The sequence below is a fragment of the Bradyrhizobium amphicarpaeae genome, from assembly GCF_002266435.3.
Classification (GTDB): domain Bacteria; phylum Pseudomonadota; class Alphaproteobacteria; order Rhizobiales; family Xanthobacteraceae; genus Bradyrhizobium; species Bradyrhizobium amphicarpaeae.
The window spans coordinates 3,610,491-3,626,481 of record NZ_CP029426.2 but is presented as its reverse complement, the minus strand read 5'-3'; the positions used below and the strand labels follow the sequence as shown (position 1 = coordinate 3,626,481).

The window sequence follows — 15,991 nt, the reverse complement described above, 5'->3', positions numbered from 1 at the left end:
CTCGCGCCGCTTCAGGGAACATGGCAGATATGGGCAATATCCTGCTCTGTTCTCAAGCGATTCTCTCCTCGAATGGCTCCAGTCTCGAAGACTTCCACACCTCGGCTCGGCAAGGTCCTGAAGCGAGCCTTTTTCGCCCGCGACGTCCGCGAGGTCGCGCCGGACCTGATCGGTGCGACCATGCTCGTGGACGGCGTCGGCGGCATCATCGTCGAGGTCGAGGCCTATCATCATACCGAACCGGCGGCGCACTCCTATAACGGCCCGACGCCGCGGAACCAGGTGATGTTCGGCCCGCCCGGCTTTGCCTATGTCTACCGCTCCTACGGCATCCATTGGTGCGTCAACTTCGTTTGCGAGGAGGCTGGCTCCGCGGCCGCCGTGCTGATCCGCGCGCTGGAGCCGACGCATGGCCTTGCCGCGATGCGCCGCCGTCGTCATCTCCAGGAGGTGCACGCGCTGTGCTCGGGCCCGGGCAAGCTGACCGAGGCGCTCGGCATCACCATCGCGCACAACACCCTGCCGCTGGACCGGCCGCCGATCGCGCTGCATGCGCGGACGGAAGATGTCGAGGTGGTGGCCGGCATCCGGATCGGCATCACCAAGGCGGTCGAGCTCCCCTGGCGCTATGGCGTCAGGGGCTCGAAGTTCCTGAGCAAGCCGTTCCCGAAATAGCTTTATGAGGCCTGCTTCAGCCGCTCCAGCGCCTCGAGCAGCTTGGCCTTGCGGGCCAGCGCGGCCTCGCGCTTTTCGCGCTCCTCCTCGACGACCTCCTCGGCCGCGTTGGCGACGAATTTCTCGTTCGCGAGCTTGGCCTCGGCGCGCTTGATATCGGCGTCGGCCTTGCCGATCTCCTTGTCGAGACGCGCGCGCTCGGCGGCGACGTCGATCACGCCCTTGAGCGGCAGTGCCGCGACTTCGCCGCGCACGAGCAGCTGGACCGCTCCGTCGGGCGCGCGATCGGCGAAGGAGATGTCCGACAGCCGGGCCATGCGCTTGACGATTTCGGCCCAGCGTGGCGCGCGCTCGCTGGTTTCAGTCGATGCGCCCACGAGCACCAGCGCCGTCAGCGTCGCCGGCGGTATGTTCATCTCGGCGCGCACCGAACGGATCTGCGTGACGAGGTCGATCACCCAGCCGATCTCGGCTTCCGCCGCAGGGTCCGTGAAGTCGGCGTGGTCGAAGATCGGCATGATCAGCATCGGGGACACCAGCGGATCGGTCGGTCCGGCCGCAGCAGCAAGCATTGCGAGCTGCTCCGGGGTCGGTTCGGCCGGCTTCAGCGGCCATTGCGCCAATGCGAGCAGACCATCGCGCTTGGCCGTCACTTCCCACAGCTCCTCGGTGATGAAGGGCATGAAGGGATGCAGCAGCTTCAGGATCTCGTCGCGCGCCCAGGCGACCATGGCGCGGGTCTCGTCCTTGGCCGGGCTGTCCGGTCCGAGCAGAACGGGTTTTGCGAGCTCGACATACCAGTCGCAATAGACATTCCAGACGAAGCGGTAGATCGCGCCTGCCGCGTCGTTGAAGCGATAGGCCTCGATGGCCTCGGTCACCTCGCGCGTGGTGTGCGCGCTCTCATGCGCGATCCAGCGGTTCAGCGTCTCCTTGACCTTCGCCGGCTCGAAACCGTCGGGCACGGCGCAATGGTTCATCTCGGCGAAGCGCGACGCATTCCACAGCTTGGTCGCGAAATTGCGGTAGCCCTCGACGCGGCTGGTGGCCAGCTTGATGTCGCGACCCTGCGCCGCCATCGCGGCCAGCGTGAAGCGCAGCGCGTCCGCGCCGTATTCGTCGATCAGGTTGAGCGGATCGATGACGTTGCCCTTCGACTTCGACATCTTGGCGCCCTTCTCGTCGCGGACGAGGGCGTGGATGTAGACGGTCGAGAACGGCACCTCCTTCATGAAGTGCAGGCCCATCATCATCATGCGGGCGACCCAGAAGAAGATGATGTCGAAGCCGGTCACCAGCGCATTGGTCGGATAGTAGCGCTGCACCTCGGGCGCGTCCGCGGGCCAGCCGAGCGTCGAGAACGGCCACAGCGCCGAAGAGAACCAGGTGTCGAGCACGTCCTCGTCACGGGTGATGAAGCCCTCGCGCTTGTTGCGGTCGAGCGCCATCTCGCGGCCCTGCTCGGCCGTGATGACCTCCTGCTCGACGTAATAGCCGAGCGCGTGACTGACGGCCTCCTCCTCGGTCTCGGCGACGAACACCTTGCCGTCCGGGCCGTACCAGGCCGGGATCTGGTGGCCCCACCAGAGTTGGCGCGAGATGCACCAGGGCTGGATGTTCTCCATCCACTCGAAATAGGTCTTTTCCCAGTTTTTCGGCACGAAATTGGTTTCGCCCGAACGCACCGCCGCGATCGCCGGCTTTGCCAGCGTCTTGGCGTCGACATACCATTGGTCGGTCAGATACGGCTCGATCACGCTGTTCGAGCGATCGCCGTGCGGCACCATGTGGGTATGCGGCTCGATCCGCTCGATAAAGCCGAACGATTCCAGACGCTCGACGATGCGCTTGCGCGCGACGAAGCGGTCGACCTTGTGGAATTCCTCGGCGAATTGCGCGGTGCCTTCGGGCAGGTCGCGCAGATAATCCTCGTTGTCGACGAGATCGAGACAACCTTCCCGGTCGATCACGCTGATGCGGGCGAGGCCGTGGCGATTGCCGACTTCGAAATCATTGAAGTCGTGGGCCGGCGTGATCTTGACCGCGCCCGAGCCCTTTTCCGGATCGGAATAGTCATCTGCCACGATCGCAATCTTGCGGCCCACCAGCGGCAGGATCACGTTCTTGCCGACCAGCTTCAGATAGCGCTCATCCTCGGGATGCACGGCAACGCCGGTATCGCCGAGCATGGTCTCGGGCCGCGTCGTGGCGACGACGATGAAGCTCGAGGGATCCTCGGGGCTGAATGTTCTGCCCTCGATCGGATAGCGCAGATACCAGAGGTGGCCCTTGACCTCGGTCTGCTGCACTTCGAGATCCGAGATCGCGGTGAGCAGCTTGGTGTCCCAATTCACCAGGCGCTTATCCTTGTAGATCAGCCCGTCACGGTGCAACTCGACGAACACCTTGACGACGGCCTTCGACAGGCCCTCGTCCATGGTGAAGCGCTCGCGCGACCAGTCGCAGGAGGCGCCGAGCCGCTTGAGCTGGTTGATGATGGTGTCGCCACTCTCGGCCTTCCACTGCCAGACCCGCTCGAGAAATTTCTCGCGGCCCATCTCGCGGCGCCCGGGCTGCTTGCGCTCCGTCAGTTGCCGCTCGACCACCATCTGGGTGGCGATGCCGGCATGGTCGGTGCCGGGCTGCCACAGCACGTCGCGACCGCGCATGCGCTCGAAGCGGCACAGGATGTCCTGCAGCGTGTTGTTGAGGGCATGGCCCATGTGCAGCGAGCCCGTCACGTTCGGCGGCGGGATCACGATGGTAAAGGGCACGGCGTCGCGGCGGTCAGGACGGCCGGCCTTGAAGGCCAGGCTGTCCTCCCACACCACGGACATGCGGGCTTCGATATCGGCGGGCTGGTAATTTTTCTCGATCATGGGCGCTAGAAAGCCGCGTGTGCGGGGCAAGTCAACGGGAAGCTCGGCGGCAACGGCTTTCCGGCCTGATCCGCAGGCCGAATATGCCACGGGAGCAGGGCTTTATCGGGGCCGCAGGGCCGTATCAGCGGCCGCCGCGCGAGACCCGCTCGATTTCGGCCTTCACGATACGCTCGACCATGCCCGGCAGATTGTCGTCGAGCCAGGATTTCAGCATCGGACGCAGCATCTCCTTGACCAGATCCTCCAGCGTCCGGGCATTGCTGCTGAGCACCGTATGGGCCAGGGAATTGAAGGCGGATTCGACCGCCGAGACGGTCGATTGCGCCAGGATCGGCTGCTGCGGCGGTACCGGAGGTGCGTCGAAGTCCACCGGCGCGTAGGACGGCGGCGGCGTCGGGCGCGGTGGCGATTCGGCGAATTCGAGATCGTCGCGCGGCTCGACCTTGCGGAAGCTCGGCGGCGGCGGAGGCGGCGTCGGGTCCATCGCCATCTCGTCGGTCAGTTCGAGCACGTCGGGCTCCGGCTCCGGCTCAGGCTCGGGCTCTGGTTCCGGCGCGCGGACCTCGGGCGCAGGCGTGGCCGCGTCCAGCCCTGCCAGCAGCGCGTCGATATCGTCCTGGTTGTTGGATGCATCCGCCGCAGGTGGCGGCGGCGCTGGAGCGGGCTTTGCAGCCGGCGGCGGCGCGGGCTTTTCGGCGACAGGCTTGGCGGGGGCGACCTTGGAAGGCGGAATGTCGTTCATCGCCTGCGGCTTCGGCGCAGCCGCGGCGGGCGCAGGCTTGGCGGCTTCAGCCGGCGGCGGCTTGGCTTCATCGTCGGCAATGATGCGCCGGATCGAGGCCAGAATCTCCTCCATCGAGGGTTCTGTGACCTTTGCAGGCTGCGTCATCTCCGACTCCACATCATCAACGCCCTCGCATGCGTTGTTTTACACCAAGCACGACAGGATTGGCCGGTTCCGGATGGGTGGCCCGACATTTTCGTCGCGGCAGCCCGACTTGTCCCCAGATCACGGCTCAACGTGCAGCGGTGCGCCCCTGCCCCCGGCACTCAAGCTTTACGCACACAGCATCGATGCGAGCCGAATCGACCCGCATCATCCTGGCAAGGCTATGTCAGGGATTTTGATGATTGCAAGCAAAGCGCCGGTCGGCTTCGACTATTCGCGAGGCCGGCCGGACGACTACGGGGACTAGCGCCCGTCAGGCGTGCGCACGCCGGCCCAGCTGTCGCGGACCTGATGGTAGTGAACGCTGGGATCGTAGATCGTGGTCGCAAGGCCCAGGACCTGCGGCGCCAGACGGCCGACGGCAGCCAGCACCTGATAGGACGCGACGACGCGGTCGTGCTGCGCGGTCACCAGCGCGACGCGCGCATTGACCAGCGCCTGCTGCGCGTTGAGCACGTCGAGCGTGGTGCGTTGACCGGCCTTGGCCTCTTCGCGAACGCCGTTCAGCGCGATCTCGGACGCCGTCACCTGCGCCTGCGCCGACTGCACCTGCGCCTTGCCGGCCTGCAACGACCCCCACCACTGCACCACGGTCGCACGGGTCTGGTCGCGCGTGGTTTCGAGGTTGAGACGCTGCTGCGCCAGGTTTTCCTTGGACTGGCGGATCAGCGCATATTCCGTGCCGCCCTGATAGATCGGCACCGAGAGCTGAGCAGTCGCGGCGGCGTTGAAGGACCGCAACTGAATGATGGACTGTTCGTTGGCCTGCGTGGCCGATGCCTGGATCGTCAGCGTGGGCAGCAACGCACCTTCGGCGACCTTGACCTGCAGATAGTTGACGTCGATGCCGAACATGGCGGCCGTGACGTTGGGATGCTCAATCAAGCCGAGCTCCACCGCGGCGGCGAGCGACGGGGGCAGGAAACGGTCGACCGGCGAACCCGGCGCAAGGTTTGTCGGCTCGTTGCCGATGATGCGGCGGTAAGTGGCACGGGTCGTGTTGAGATTCGCTTCAGCAGTCAGCGCCTGCGTCCTGCCGGCTGCCAGCTGTGCTTCCGATTGTGCGACGTCGGTGCGCGTCACTTCACCGACATTGAAGCGGTCACGAGTCTGCTTGAGCGTCTGCTCGAGCACCCGAACGTTGCTGCGCTGGACTTCGAGCGTGGCCGAGTCGCGCAGATAGTCCATGTAAGTCGTGGCGGCCTGGAGCAGGACGCTTTGATCGAGGCTGCGCAGCGCTTCGCGCGAGCCGGACACCTGACTCTCCGCGGCGCGTGTCCGGTTGGCAGTCTGGTTACCGTTGTACAGCGTCTGGGAAGCGGTGATTCCAACGCTGCGAGGCAAGGTGGTCCCATGGATCGCGTTACTACCCACGCCACTCTGCAGATCTTGATATTGATAGCCACCGCTCGCCGTGAGCGAGGCCCTGGGCCGGTAGCCGGACAAGGCCTGAGGCACGTTCTCGTCGGTCGAGCGCACTTGGGCGCGCTGTGCGTTGAGCTGCGGATTGTTCTGATAGGCGCGCACCAGCGCGGACTCGATCGTGTCCGCCAAGACAGGCATCGGCCCGGCAAGCGCGAGCAGCAGGACCGAAACCGCAGCTCCGGTGAAGAGCTTCACCCCATGCATCCCTGAAATTCCGTTCATTCTAACGCCCGGCTCGTGCCCGCGAGCTGGGTTACCGTCTACCGAGTGGAGTCGTTGCCCCGCCGCAACATAGGATGCGGATTGGCGCGACGGAACTACCTGAGCGTAGTTCCCGGTGGAAACTCTTCACGTGCAGCATCCCGGCCACACTTCTGATTCAGAACGGGATTTTAACGGGCTTTGGGCCGTCAGAAGACGAAGGCGGCCGCCCGTTCGAGCCCGGGAAGCACCGGGGCTGCGGCATCGAACAGGGGGCGATGGCCGAATTCGCCGTGGGTATGGGTCACGATCATCGCCCGCGGCGGCCTGGATTCGGCGGACACCCCTACCAGACGCCCGCCCTCCTTCAGTTGCCCGAGCAGCGCTTCCGGCGTCACCTCAGTGGCGCCATTGAGGACGATTACGTCATAGGGAGCGGCGGACGGATCGCCTTCGGCGCAGGCCGCGGCCTTGCAGGTGACGTTGGCAAGGTTCAGCGCGGCCGAGGCGGCCTTGGCCTTCGCGGCCAAAGCCGAATCGCATTCGGTCGCGGTCACCTGCCGCGCCAGCCTGGCGGTCAGCGCGGCGAGGTAGCCCGTGGCGCAGCCGACCACCAGCACGTTGTCGCCCTCGCCGATTTCGGCGGCCTGGAGCAGCTTGCCGGTCAACTGCGGCTTGATCAGGAAGCGCTTGGCGGCGCCTTCGCTCACATCGAGGTCGAGATCGAGATAGGCCAGCGCCTGCCGGTCGGCCGGCACGAAGGCCTCGCGCGGAACCGTGAGCATGGCATCGATAACACGACGGTCGGTGACGTCATTGGTGCGCACCTGGCCATCGACCATTTTGAGGCGCGCGGTCGAGAAACCGGACATTTGCGGACCCTGCAAGGCGGACGATGCCGCGGACGAAATTCGCGGCATCTTTGGAGCATGCAAGGCCAAAACGCAACATGGCCGTTAGCCCGCTGGGCTAAGGCTTCCGCATCTTACCGCATCGGGGTCGGGCCGGATTATTCGATCGCGACTGCAAGGCGGCCGATCAGGGCGGCGACCTCGTCCAGCCGTGCCGAATCGGGCGTCTCGACCGCACGGGCCAGACAGGCCAGGCATTGGTCGTCGCTGAGCTCGGGAATCTCGGCGGGCAGAATCGAGGGGGCCATAGGGTCGACCTGGATGTCTGGCATGGGAATCAGCTCCGTTAAGATCCGGCGATCGCGAAGCTCGATTTCAATTGAGTCGATTTGGCGCCGTCTGCATGGCGTGACCGGGCCAGTCCACAACACATCTGCTTGAATGCGATTCCCGGCCTGGAGCCCGCAAGGCTTCGTTCAGAAGCCACAGCAACGAGATCGTGTAATACGCGAGAGCCCGCTCATAACCTGTTGAATTTGCGGTAGGATTTGGCTCCCCGGGCTGGATTCGAACCAGCGACCATCCGATTAACAGTCGGATGCTCTACCGCTGAGCTACCGAGGAAAAGGCGAACCAGTCGTTCGCGCGCGGCTGCGTATAACAAAGCCGCTTGCGCTTGCAAAGGACGAATTCGTCATCATCCGCAACGCGCCGGAGGAAGGTTGGGACGCCCCCTCCTCCGGGTCATGTCGGCCGAAGGCTACTCCGCGAGGAACGAGGTGGTCTTGGTGCCGGGATCGTAGCGCAACCGAAGTGCGGTCATCTTGCAGAGGTTGACGTTTTTCCAGAGCACGGCTTCGTCGTAGTTCTTCCAGTCGACGCGGATGTTCCAGACGCATCCGTCGTCGTCCTCGTCGAACTCGACATAGGTGCTCGCCTGGTTCTGCAACACCTTGTCGAGCTCGTTATCCCATTCGTCCAGGCCATCGTCCGGCGCGTTGAAGCCCAGGAATTTGATGGCATAGCCGGTCTCGTTGACGACGGTGACGTTGCGGGCGTCGGCCGCGAACGAGGGCATGGCGGCGATCGAAAGGCCGATCGCGATCAGTCCAGACAAAAAATATCTCATATGAAATTTCCCCGATCGAAACAGGCGTCAGCGCCTGGCGTCGATCGGCGCAGGCGCCGCGGCAACCAATGGCGTTGCCTCAGGAGATTCGTCCGGAGTGCGATCGAAAGGTTCAAGACGATCGATCGGCACTCCGGGACGTCGCGCGACGCGAGACGCGCTCAGCCTTTTTATCGATTCGAATTCTCCGCAGCAATGAACGGGCATTCATAGATCGGCGGTGTTCGTCTTCTCCGGCGCCTGCGCCGGTACGGCGGCGCCGTTGCTCTTCCCGGTCACGGCGCCGACCAGCGCCTTGACGGGATCATCGCCGGGCGCAAAGCCGCTCTGGCGCAGGATCTCGTCGATCATCGGACGCAGCGCGTGCACCTTGAGCAGCTCGCCGGCGAGCCCCTCGCCGAAACCGACATTGCCTCCGCCGGCGCCGTTGCCGCCGAACGCGCCGCCGGTGTGCAGGATACGGACGTCCTTCAGGTTGCCGATCGGCCTGACCATCTCGGCCAACGCCAACGGCATCGTCTCGATCCGCTTCTTGGCGATCTCGAAGTCGATGACGTTGCTGCCGAGTTTGTTCTGCGCCTCGTTCTTCATGGTGATGACGGCGGCTTCCGCCTCACCGATGTTGCGGACGCCGACGGCCTTGATCTTGTTGGACTCGGCTTCGGCCGTGGCCAGTGTCTTCACGGCCTCGGCGCGATCGAGCGAGGCCTTCTTCTCGGCCTCGGCCGCGACGATCAGCTCGGTCGACTTGCGCTCGGCCTCGGTTCGCGCTTCCAGCACCTGGGTGAGACGGGCACGATCGGCGACCTCGACCGCGCGTGCGGTCACGACCTTTTCCTCGGCGGAGACCGCAAGCGCTTCGGCGGTCTTGGCCTCGGCGACGGCTTCCGAGGTCTGCTTGCTCTTGGCCGCGATCTGGATCTCGTTCTCTTGCGTCGCGATCTGGATCTCGCGCTGGGCGTCGGTCTTGCGTTTGTTGATCGCCAGATCCGACTCGATCACCGCGGTTTCCTTGACCTGCTTGGCGCCGGCCTCCTTCTCGGCAACCGCCCTGTCCGTGTCGATGCGGGCGTTCTCCTCGGTGAGGCGCGCGGTCTGCGTCGCGGTTGCGACTTCGGCGCGGGTGCTGGCCGTCTTGTTGGCGATGTCTCGCTCCTGCGAAAGCTCGGCTTCCTTTTTGGTCCGTTCGATCGTCAGGGTCTGCTGCCGCGCCTCGAGGTCCTTTTGCGCGATCGCCACCTCGTTGTCGCGCACGATCGAGTTGCGGTCACGCCGGCGGGTCTCGGTGACGGTCTTGAGCTGGGTCAGACCTTCGGCGTCGAAGAAGTTTTCCGGGTTGAAGAACTTGACGTCGGTCTGGTCGAGCTTTGTCAGCGACACGGATTCAAGTTCCAGGCCGTTGGATTTGACGTCCGACTCGACCGTTGCCTGCACATGCTTGACGAAGTCCGAGCGCTTCTCCTGGAGTTCGAGGATGCTCATGGTCGCCGCCACCGAGCGCAGGCCGTCGACGAATTTCGCCTCGACCTGGTTGCGCAGGGCTTCGGCGTCATTGGTCAGCGCACCCAGCGTCTGGCTTGCAAGCGCGATACTCTCGTCGTCGGGGCGGACGCGCACGTAGAATTCGGCGACGATGTCGACGCGCAGGCGGTCCTTGGTGATGAGGGACTCCCGCTCCTTCCGCTCCACGGTGAGCCGCAGCGTCTTCAAATTGACGCTGGCATAGGAGTGGAAGATCGGCAGGATCATGGCGCCGCCGTCGAGCACGACCTTCTTGCCGCCGAGGCCGGTGCGCACGAAGGCCTCGTCGCGGGTGGCGCGCTTGTAGAGGATGGTGAAGACGATCCCGAGCGCGACAATCAGCGCGACGCCGATGATGGCCGGAACTGCGATGTCGAACATGACTTTCTCCGATAATGACTCAGCTGCTGCTTAGACTGGGCTTGGACGGTTTGAGTTCATCGTCGGCCTTGACCGCCACAAAACGCGTGCCGTCGCGATCGACCAGCAGGACCATGGTCCCCTGCGGCAAAGGTGCCGACGCCGGCGCCGCAACCGCCCAGACGAAATGGCGGTTGCCGTGGATGTCGGCGACGCTGACCTTGCCGGGCGGCCCCTGGTCGAGCGGGCCGATGACGACCTCACCGATGCGGCCGACGAGATCCCCGAGGCCGACGACGTAGCTTTCATCCTTGGGGATCACCCGCGCGATGGCGCGGCTGGTGGCGCGGACCAAGGGAATCGAGACCGCGATCGCTCCGACCGAGGCGAGCGTCGCCGGCAACGGCCCGGCCACCAGCCGCGCGATGTCCTGGATCAGGAAGCCGGTGATCGAGAAGGCGCCGAGCAGCAGCAGCAGGAAGATCAGCAGCGGCACGCCGCCGACATTGATCCAGGAAATGGCATTGATGACGCCATTGTCGCTGGGGTGAGCGAAATCGATGTTGGTGCCGAGCATCTCGCTCAAGGACGCCCCGACCAGCATCGAGACCACTTCGATCGAGCCGACGATGACGATCATGGCCGCCGCGATCGCGAACGGCCTGACCTCCGGCGACATGACATGTTCGAGCAATGCGCTCATGGCGCGGCACTCAGGAGCGCGACTTCAACCGCGCGAGCCTCGCCGCAATTTCCTTGTCGCGATGCAGCGTGCTGAGCTCGTCGATGTCGCTCGAATAGGGAATGCCCGGCGGCACGCCGGTGGCGCGTGCCACCGCCCTGCCCGCCCGCAGCGCCTTCGCTGCCGCAGAGCCGGCGGCCTGCTTTCGGGAGGAATTCGAGCCCTGATGGCTTGCGGCCGCCTCGCTCTTTTCGAGATCTGCACGGCGCTGCTCGGCGTCCTGGAGCGCGGACAGCACCGCGCGCAGCGAGGTGATGCATTGCTCGATCTTTTCGTTGTTCTCGTCGATGGCGCGGGAGAGCACGTCGAACTGCGCCTCCAGATCCATCTGGCGCGCAATCCCGGCGCGGGCGAGATCGTCGCGGCTATCGGCGATCGCCCCCTCGATCTTGGGCGCGAGATCGGCCATCTCGCGTTCGATCTCGGTGCGACGCGCGTTGAGGCGGTATTCCTCGGCACGCGCGGCGGCGAGCGCATCGCGCGCCTCGCTCTCGGCGCGCTCGATCTCGCGGATGGCCTGTCCGACCACTTTCAGCTTGTTCTTGCCTTCCGCCTGCTCGATCGCGTCATAGGCAATGCCGGCGATCAGGCGCCCGACCCGGGACAGGAAGTTTTCGGGAGCGGCAGCGATGGTATCCATGGCGTTCTCCTCCTCTGGCAGGTTGTTCGGCGTGACGCCGTAGTGAACTTCAAAGCCGTCGTCGGTGCGGATCAGGCGCGCGGGCACGCTCTGCCCCCAGCCCTCGGCATAGCCGGCATAATCGAACGGCACAGTGATGCGCCCTTGCACGGTCGCAATCGAAATGGTGGCCGGGCCCTTGATCTTGGCGAGCTTGTCGTCGAGCGGCAGGCGGCGGCCCTGCGCCGCGCGATACTCGGTGCGGTCACGCAAGCCCAGCGTCACCAGGCGCGAGGGCAGCGCGGTCGCTTTGCGGATCGGGTCATAGGCGTGGGCATGCAGCAGCACGACGTTGGAGCCGACATTGTGGCTCCGCGCGACCTCATCGAGGATCTCCATCATGCGGTCATAAGCCCTGAACGTCGCCTCCAGCGCGGCCTTGGCGGCCGGATCAGGGGCAAGCCTGTAACGCAGCGCGGACGGCGCATTTCGGGACGACGGGCTCATGAAAAGCACTAAAGCACCATTTTGGTACTTTAGGAAGAGGAACTACGATCACGTTCCACTGATCCTTGTGCACTCCAGGGATTAGTCGCTGTCGCCCGGGGCCGCGTTCAAGGCGGGCCATCTCCTCTAGATCACCGCCAATCAAGACTTCTTGCACGTGCGGGTTGCAATTTGAAGCAAAACGCAGGCAGCGTTCGGCAACGACTTCGTCCGCTCCGCTCGCACTGACAGAGTTGGAGGCAACCACCTCTCCCTCGTGACGCGAATCTCTCGCACGCACAGATCCGCGTCCTCGCGGCTGATCTCGCCCGAGCTTTGCTTGAGTCACCCCCCCTTTTGTCGGAGGGTGCAAGGAAGACCGGATGCCGGCTGGGCACCCGCGGTCCACTGTGCGAAGGTTGCGATACAAGAGGCTGCACAGCGGCATACAGGTGAAGCCGAACAACCGGCCTTCCCTGCGCAGTGGTTTGACGGTTATGCCGAGTTCTCCCCGGGGAGCGATGCACTATTGCCCCCGTCGCCTTGCGGACGATCGATGTGCGTGCCCGGTCGGGCCGCCACATCGCAAGACTTGACGCCAGACCCCGGGCGTCAGGACGACACGGTTTTGCCGTACGCAAGCCACAGCGGTCGTGTGCGCGGAGGCTATCACTCACGGTTGCCCGCCCTGCGATAGCCTTCGCGCCGGTGTGGGCTGCGTCCACCACGGCTCATCGCGCGTTTCTTGACGATCGCGATGCGCCCCTCTGACTGGGGATGAGGTGGCGAGACAGTACGGCCAATCCGAAATTCGGTAAAAGGCGATTTTTTGCGAAAACGCATTGCCCCACAACTAGCGTGTTTCGCCCGTCAGTTACCGCAAGGGATTGTAGGATCCGAACTTCCCGAGGCAAGCGCGTGCGCGACCGTGCATTCTTCGGGACCACTCCCAGGGTCGCACCAGACATGAACCTGCGAACCCTGCTACGCTTTCCCAAATAGCAGATCATTTAGTAGGGTTGCACTCATCCAGGAATTCGCGCAGCATGATGTAGAAAAGTAGAAGTTTTATGAGCGAGGTCGAGCCGATCGTAGCTATAAAGGGAAGTGATCGTTTGAGCCCGAACAGCGTCAATATCCAAAAAGGGACAACCTACGTATTCCCTGATTCTGCTTGTATCGCTGCGCTCGACGTAGATGGCGCGCTCATACTAGTAGAACAACTTCGGCGGACCATCGCACAAAGCACGTTGGAGCTTCCCGGAGGAACTCTGAGAACGGGCGAGTCTCCTCTTGAATGCGCTCAACGAGAGTTCGGCGAAGAAACTGGACTAGGTTTGTGCGACACTCGTTTTCTCTTCAAGCTTGACCTCGATCTTTCGACAACAATTCATCGAACGCACGTGTTTGAAGCGCGAGCAGTTGGCCGCCCCAGCGCATTGAAGGGGGAATTCAAGGTCAGGCATGTGCCTGTTGAAGAAGCCATCGAAATGGTTCGAGCCGGTGTCATCACTCACGCCCCTACCGTTTCTGCGGTGTTGTCGATTACTGCAAAGTATTAGCGGGAAGGAACATGGGGGATTTGGGAATAAATCTTCTGGCGAGCGCCATTTGGTACGTGCTCGGACTAGGGACGACCAGAGCACTACAATTTATAAAGACGTATGGCAGCAAACAATTCTGGCGCCCGTTCTTGAAGGGAAAAGGTACCCTTGCCGTAGTTCTCACCGACAAGCCCGGCGCCCAACCTAGGAGTCCTCGAAAGATAAGTCTGACCGACGTCCAAGCGTTTTCGGATGTACGAAGTGTCTTAGCATCGCTCGGCCGTAACGTAGAAATCAAATCCGGGTCCTCGGCTGACATGGACCAGTTACAGAAGGACAGCTTCGTTTCTCTGGGCGGGCCCAAAGCCAATGGAGTTTCCGACCACGTGCTTTCAAGGCTGGCAGATCGCCTTCCCGTTCGCTACGACGCGGCGGAGGGCTGTTTCTTCTTCGGTGGCGGCCAGTTTCGGGCGGCTTACAGTCCATCAGGGCTGGTTACACAAGACTACGGACTGATTATTCGATTGCTCAAATTGGACAGGAATGGTCCGGATGCCAAACCCGCGCTGGTGGTGTTTGGATTGCACGGGCACGGAACAGAGCAAGCGATTAAAGCCATCACGGCAAACGCGCACCTCGCTCGGACCTTAAAGCCCCACATCAAACAAGATCTGTTTGCTTTTCTTAAATTCGACTTCGTTGAACACAAGTGCATCAAATCCGAAATCATTGGTGCCAACTCAATTCCCTAAGAGCGCGGAATGGATTTGATAGTGGTCGGGGCTTCGACCTTAGGAAGGGATGCAATTGCCGTGGCGCGTGCGCAGGGCAAATTCTCCGTTGTTGGCATCGTTGATGACGATCCGGGGAGAGCATCTATTGTCGACGGAGTGCCCGTTTTAGGACCCATAGACACTCTTGCTCCTCTCTTTGCGCAGGTCGATGGATATGCAGTTATCGTCGCCATTGGCGACTGTCGCTCGCGATATGCAGTTTACAACCGCATCGTGCGGTCGATTCCGACAATACGCTTTGCCACTATCATTCACCCACGCGCCACCCTCCTAGGCGACGCGAGAGTTGACGATGGGAGTATCCTGTTCCCGGGGGTTGTCTTGGGCCCAGGATCCCATGTTGGACTGTCCTCCGTACTCAACGCTAACTCTACCATAGGTGCCGGAACAAGGCTGGGTGGATTCGTGTCTATCGCACCGGGGGTCAATCTAGGTTCTGATACTGTCATCGGCACGGGGGTGTATTTTGGTATGGGATCGGCGGTGGCACAGCAGATCCATATCGGGGATTGGTGTACCATCGGAGCGCTCTCGTTCGTGCGTCGCGATACTCCGCCTGGATCATTGATTGTGGGCAGTCCCGGGAAAGTCAAAAAAGAGCGCCCCACGTGAAACTCCTCGTAGCCCGACATGCTGAATGCGAGAAGAATCTTGTAGGTATTCCTGGCGGACCAGGAGCGGCTTTAACTCCGACCGGCAGGTTGGAAGCTGAACTACTGGCTGAGAACATTCGTAGCTTCGATCGCCTGCCTGACCAAGTGATTGCTTGCCCAACGGCACAAACGATCGAAACAGCACAGATTTTGGCTACCGCGTTGGACGTTCCTATGACTATTGGAGACGAGCTAAAGTCGATCCATTTGGGTGTTCTGGCAGGCGTTCCTATTGTAGAGGCTCGACGCCTTTATCCAACGTCTAGTAAGTCTATGGATGAATGGCGCGCTGGTGAGATTGAGCTATGTGACGTAGATATAGACGGCATGGAAGATCCCCGGTCGTTCTACGGTCGAGGGATACATTATTTGCTAGAATGTACCGGCGAGCAACGGGTCAATTTGATCGTAGCAACGACGTCAATATTAATCCTCCTGCAGAACTTGTTTGACATGAAAGGCCCTGAGCGCGGTGAGGGATATCGTGTTCGACACTACGAGAATGCTCAATTGATCGAATTGAATTTTTCGCCGACACAGATCGATTGGCTTAAGCAGCAAGCTGAAAGATATGAAGGAATCTGAAGTCTACAACTTCGATGTATTTTCGGTGCACACTCGTACGGTCAATACTGCGGCCGGAACCCCTGCGAAATTTCATACTCTGAAGTGCCCTAATTGGGTCAACGCCATTGTGTTCACAAGCGATAATTTGCTGGCGCTGGTAAAGCAGTATCGTCATGGCATTGACGACTATACGATCGAATTTCCAGGAGGGCTGATCGAGCAAGGAAGCCTTCCTTTAGATGCAATCAAACAAGAGGTTGTCGAGGAAACCGGGCTTATATCAGAACACTGGTCTGATATTTGCTGCTACAGGCCAAACGCCGCGCTACAGGACAATTTGTGCTATACATTTGCGTGTCATTCGGCTCGGAACGTAGGTGCGCACCCTGAAGTGGGCAGTGAACTCATCCTCACAGACTTGACGGCCTTCAAACAGCGCTGGAGGCCGCTCCTTGTGATGCATTCCCTAATGGCCACTTCCATGTTTCTGTCGCTAGATTATGACGGCGACGTCCGCTTGAAGGAGTTGTTAAATCTCTTTTTTCGTGATCTTTGAATGTTCAGAAAATCCGTAGCAACCGTTTGTGCCATTG

Annotated in this window: 15 protein-coding genes and 1 tRNA gene; 6 read left to right on the top strand and 10 right to left on the bottom strand. The window is 62.1% G+C overall.

Annotated features, from left to right (window positions below; genetic code table 11):
* The first annotated feature begins 72 nt into the window (after positions 1 to 72).
* Complete coding sequence (locus CIT40_RS16800; RefSeq protein WP_094897034.1) at positions 73 to 675, top strand: DNA-3-methyladenine glycosylase; 603 nt, start codon at positions 73 to 75, stop codon at positions 673 to 675.
* 2 nt (positions 676 to 677) lie between these two features.
* Here the strand turns inward: CIT40_RS16800 and CIT40_RS16795 are convergent, their stop codons facing one another.
* The 10 genes from CIT40_RS16795 to CIT40_RS16750 all read right to left on the bottom strand — a co-directional run bounded on the left by CIT40_RS16795 (position 678) and on the right by CIT40_RS16750 (position 11,870).
* The gene (locus CIT40_RS16795) at positions 678 to 3,554 is read right to left on the bottom strand and encodes a valine--tRNA ligase (RefSeq protein ID WP_094897033.1); all 2,877 of its coding nucleotides are present in this window, start codon (positions 3,552 to 3,554) and stop codon (positions 678 to 680) included.
* Positions 3,555 to 3,678: 124 nt separating this feature from the next.
* Positions 3,679 to 4,446 (bottom strand): PopZ family protein, encoded by a 768-nt coding sequence (locus tag CIT40_RS16790; RefSeq protein WP_162307526.1) that lies wholly within the window; start codon positions 4,444 to 4,446, stop codon positions 3,679 to 3,681.
* A gap of 303 nt (positions 4,447 to 4,749) precedes the next feature.
* Positions 4,750 to 6,135: a TolC family outer membrane protein gene (locus tag CIT40_RS16785; RefSeq protein WP_094897031.1), complete on the bottom strand. Its 1,386-nt coding sequence runs from the start codon at positions 6,133 to 6,135 to the stop codon at positions 4,750 to 4,752.
* Between the two features lie 206 nt (positions 6,136 to 6,341).
* Positions 6,342 to 7,004 (bottom strand): protein-L-isoaspartate O-methyltransferase family protein, encoded by a 663-nt coding sequence (locus CIT40_RS16780; protein ID WP_094897030.1) that lies wholly within the window; start codon positions 7,002 to 7,004, stop codon positions 6,342 to 6,344.
* Between the two features lie 137 nt (positions 7,005 to 7,141).
* The gene (locus tag CIT40_RS16775; RefSeq protein WP_094897029.1) at positions 7,142 to 7,315 is read right to left on the bottom strand and encodes a hypothetical protein; all 174 of its coding nucleotides are present in this window, start codon (positions 7,313 to 7,315) and stop codon (positions 7,142 to 7,144) included.
* 217 nt (positions 7,316 to 7,532) lie between these two features.
* Positions 7,533 to 7,607 (bottom strand) — tRNA-Asn (locus CIT40_RS16770).
* A 136-nt stretch (positions 7,608 to 7,743) separates the two neighbouring features.
* Positions 7,744 to 8,112 (bottom strand): hypothetical protein, encoded by a 369-nt coding sequence (locus CIT40_RS16765; RefSeq protein WP_094897028.1) that lies wholly within the window; start codon positions 8,110 to 8,112, stop codon positions 7,744 to 7,746.
* 207 nt (positions 8,113 to 8,319) lie between these two features.
* On the bottom strand, positions 8,320 to 10,014 hold the full coding sequence (locus tag CIT40_RS16760; RefSeq protein ID WP_094897027.1) for a flotillin family protein: 1,695 nt from the start codon (positions 10,012 to 10,014) through the stop codon (positions 8,320 to 8,322).
* A 19-nt stretch (positions 10,015 to 10,033) separates the two neighbouring features.
* Complete coding sequence (locus CIT40_RS16755; protein ID WP_094897026.1) at positions 10,034 to 10,696, bottom strand: OB-fold-containig protein; 663 nt, start codon at positions 10,694 to 10,696, stop codon at positions 10,034 to 10,036.
* Between the two features lie 10 nt (positions 10,697 to 10,706).
* Entirely contained in the window at positions 10,707 to 11,870 is a 1,164-nt protein-coding gene (locus CIT40_RS16750; protein ID WP_094897025.1) for a PspA/IM30 family protein, read from the bottom strand.
* Positions 11,871 to 12,910: 1,040 nt separating this feature from the next.
* Between CIT40_RS16750 and CIT40_RS16745 the strand changes: the two genes are divergently transcribed.
* From CIT40_RS16745 to CIT40_RS16730, 5 genes are all read left to right on the top strand, one after another.
* A complete protein-coding gene (locus tag CIT40_RS16745; protein ID WP_094897024.1) occupies positions 12,911 to 13,402 on the top strand; it encodes an NUDIX hydrolase in 492 nt (163 codons plus the stop codon).
* 299 nt (positions 13,403 to 13,701) lie between these two features.
* Positions 13,702 to 14,136: a hypothetical protein gene (locus CIT40_RS16740; protein WP_094897023.1), complete on the top strand. Its 435-nt coding sequence runs from the start codon at positions 13,702 to 13,704 to the stop codon at positions 14,134 to 14,136.
* Positions 14,137 to 14,145: 9 nt separating this feature from the next.
* Positions 14,146 to 14,790 (top strand): NeuD/PglB/VioB family sugar acetyltransferase, encoded by a 645-nt coding sequence (locus CIT40_RS32925; RefSeq protein ID WP_094897022.1) that lies wholly within the window; start codon positions 14,146 to 14,148, stop codon positions 14,788 to 14,790.
* Complete coding sequence (locus tag CIT40_RS16735) at positions 14,787 to 15,416, top strand: histidine phosphatase family protein (RefSeq protein WP_162307525.1); 630 nt, start codon at positions 14,787 to 14,789, stop codon at positions 15,414 to 15,416. Before CIT40_RS32925 ends, CIT40_RS16735 begins: the two co-directional genes overlap by 4 nt.
* Positions 15,403 to 15,954, top strand: a complete 552-nt coding sequence (locus CIT40_RS16730) for an NUDIX hydrolase (protein WP_109862227.1) — start codon at positions 15,403 to 15,405, stop codon at positions 15,952 to 15,954. The genes CIT40_RS16735 and CIT40_RS16730 overlap by 14 nt, the downstream gene beginning before the upstream one ends.
* The last annotated feature ends 37 nt before the right edge of the window (positions 15,955 to 15,991 follow it).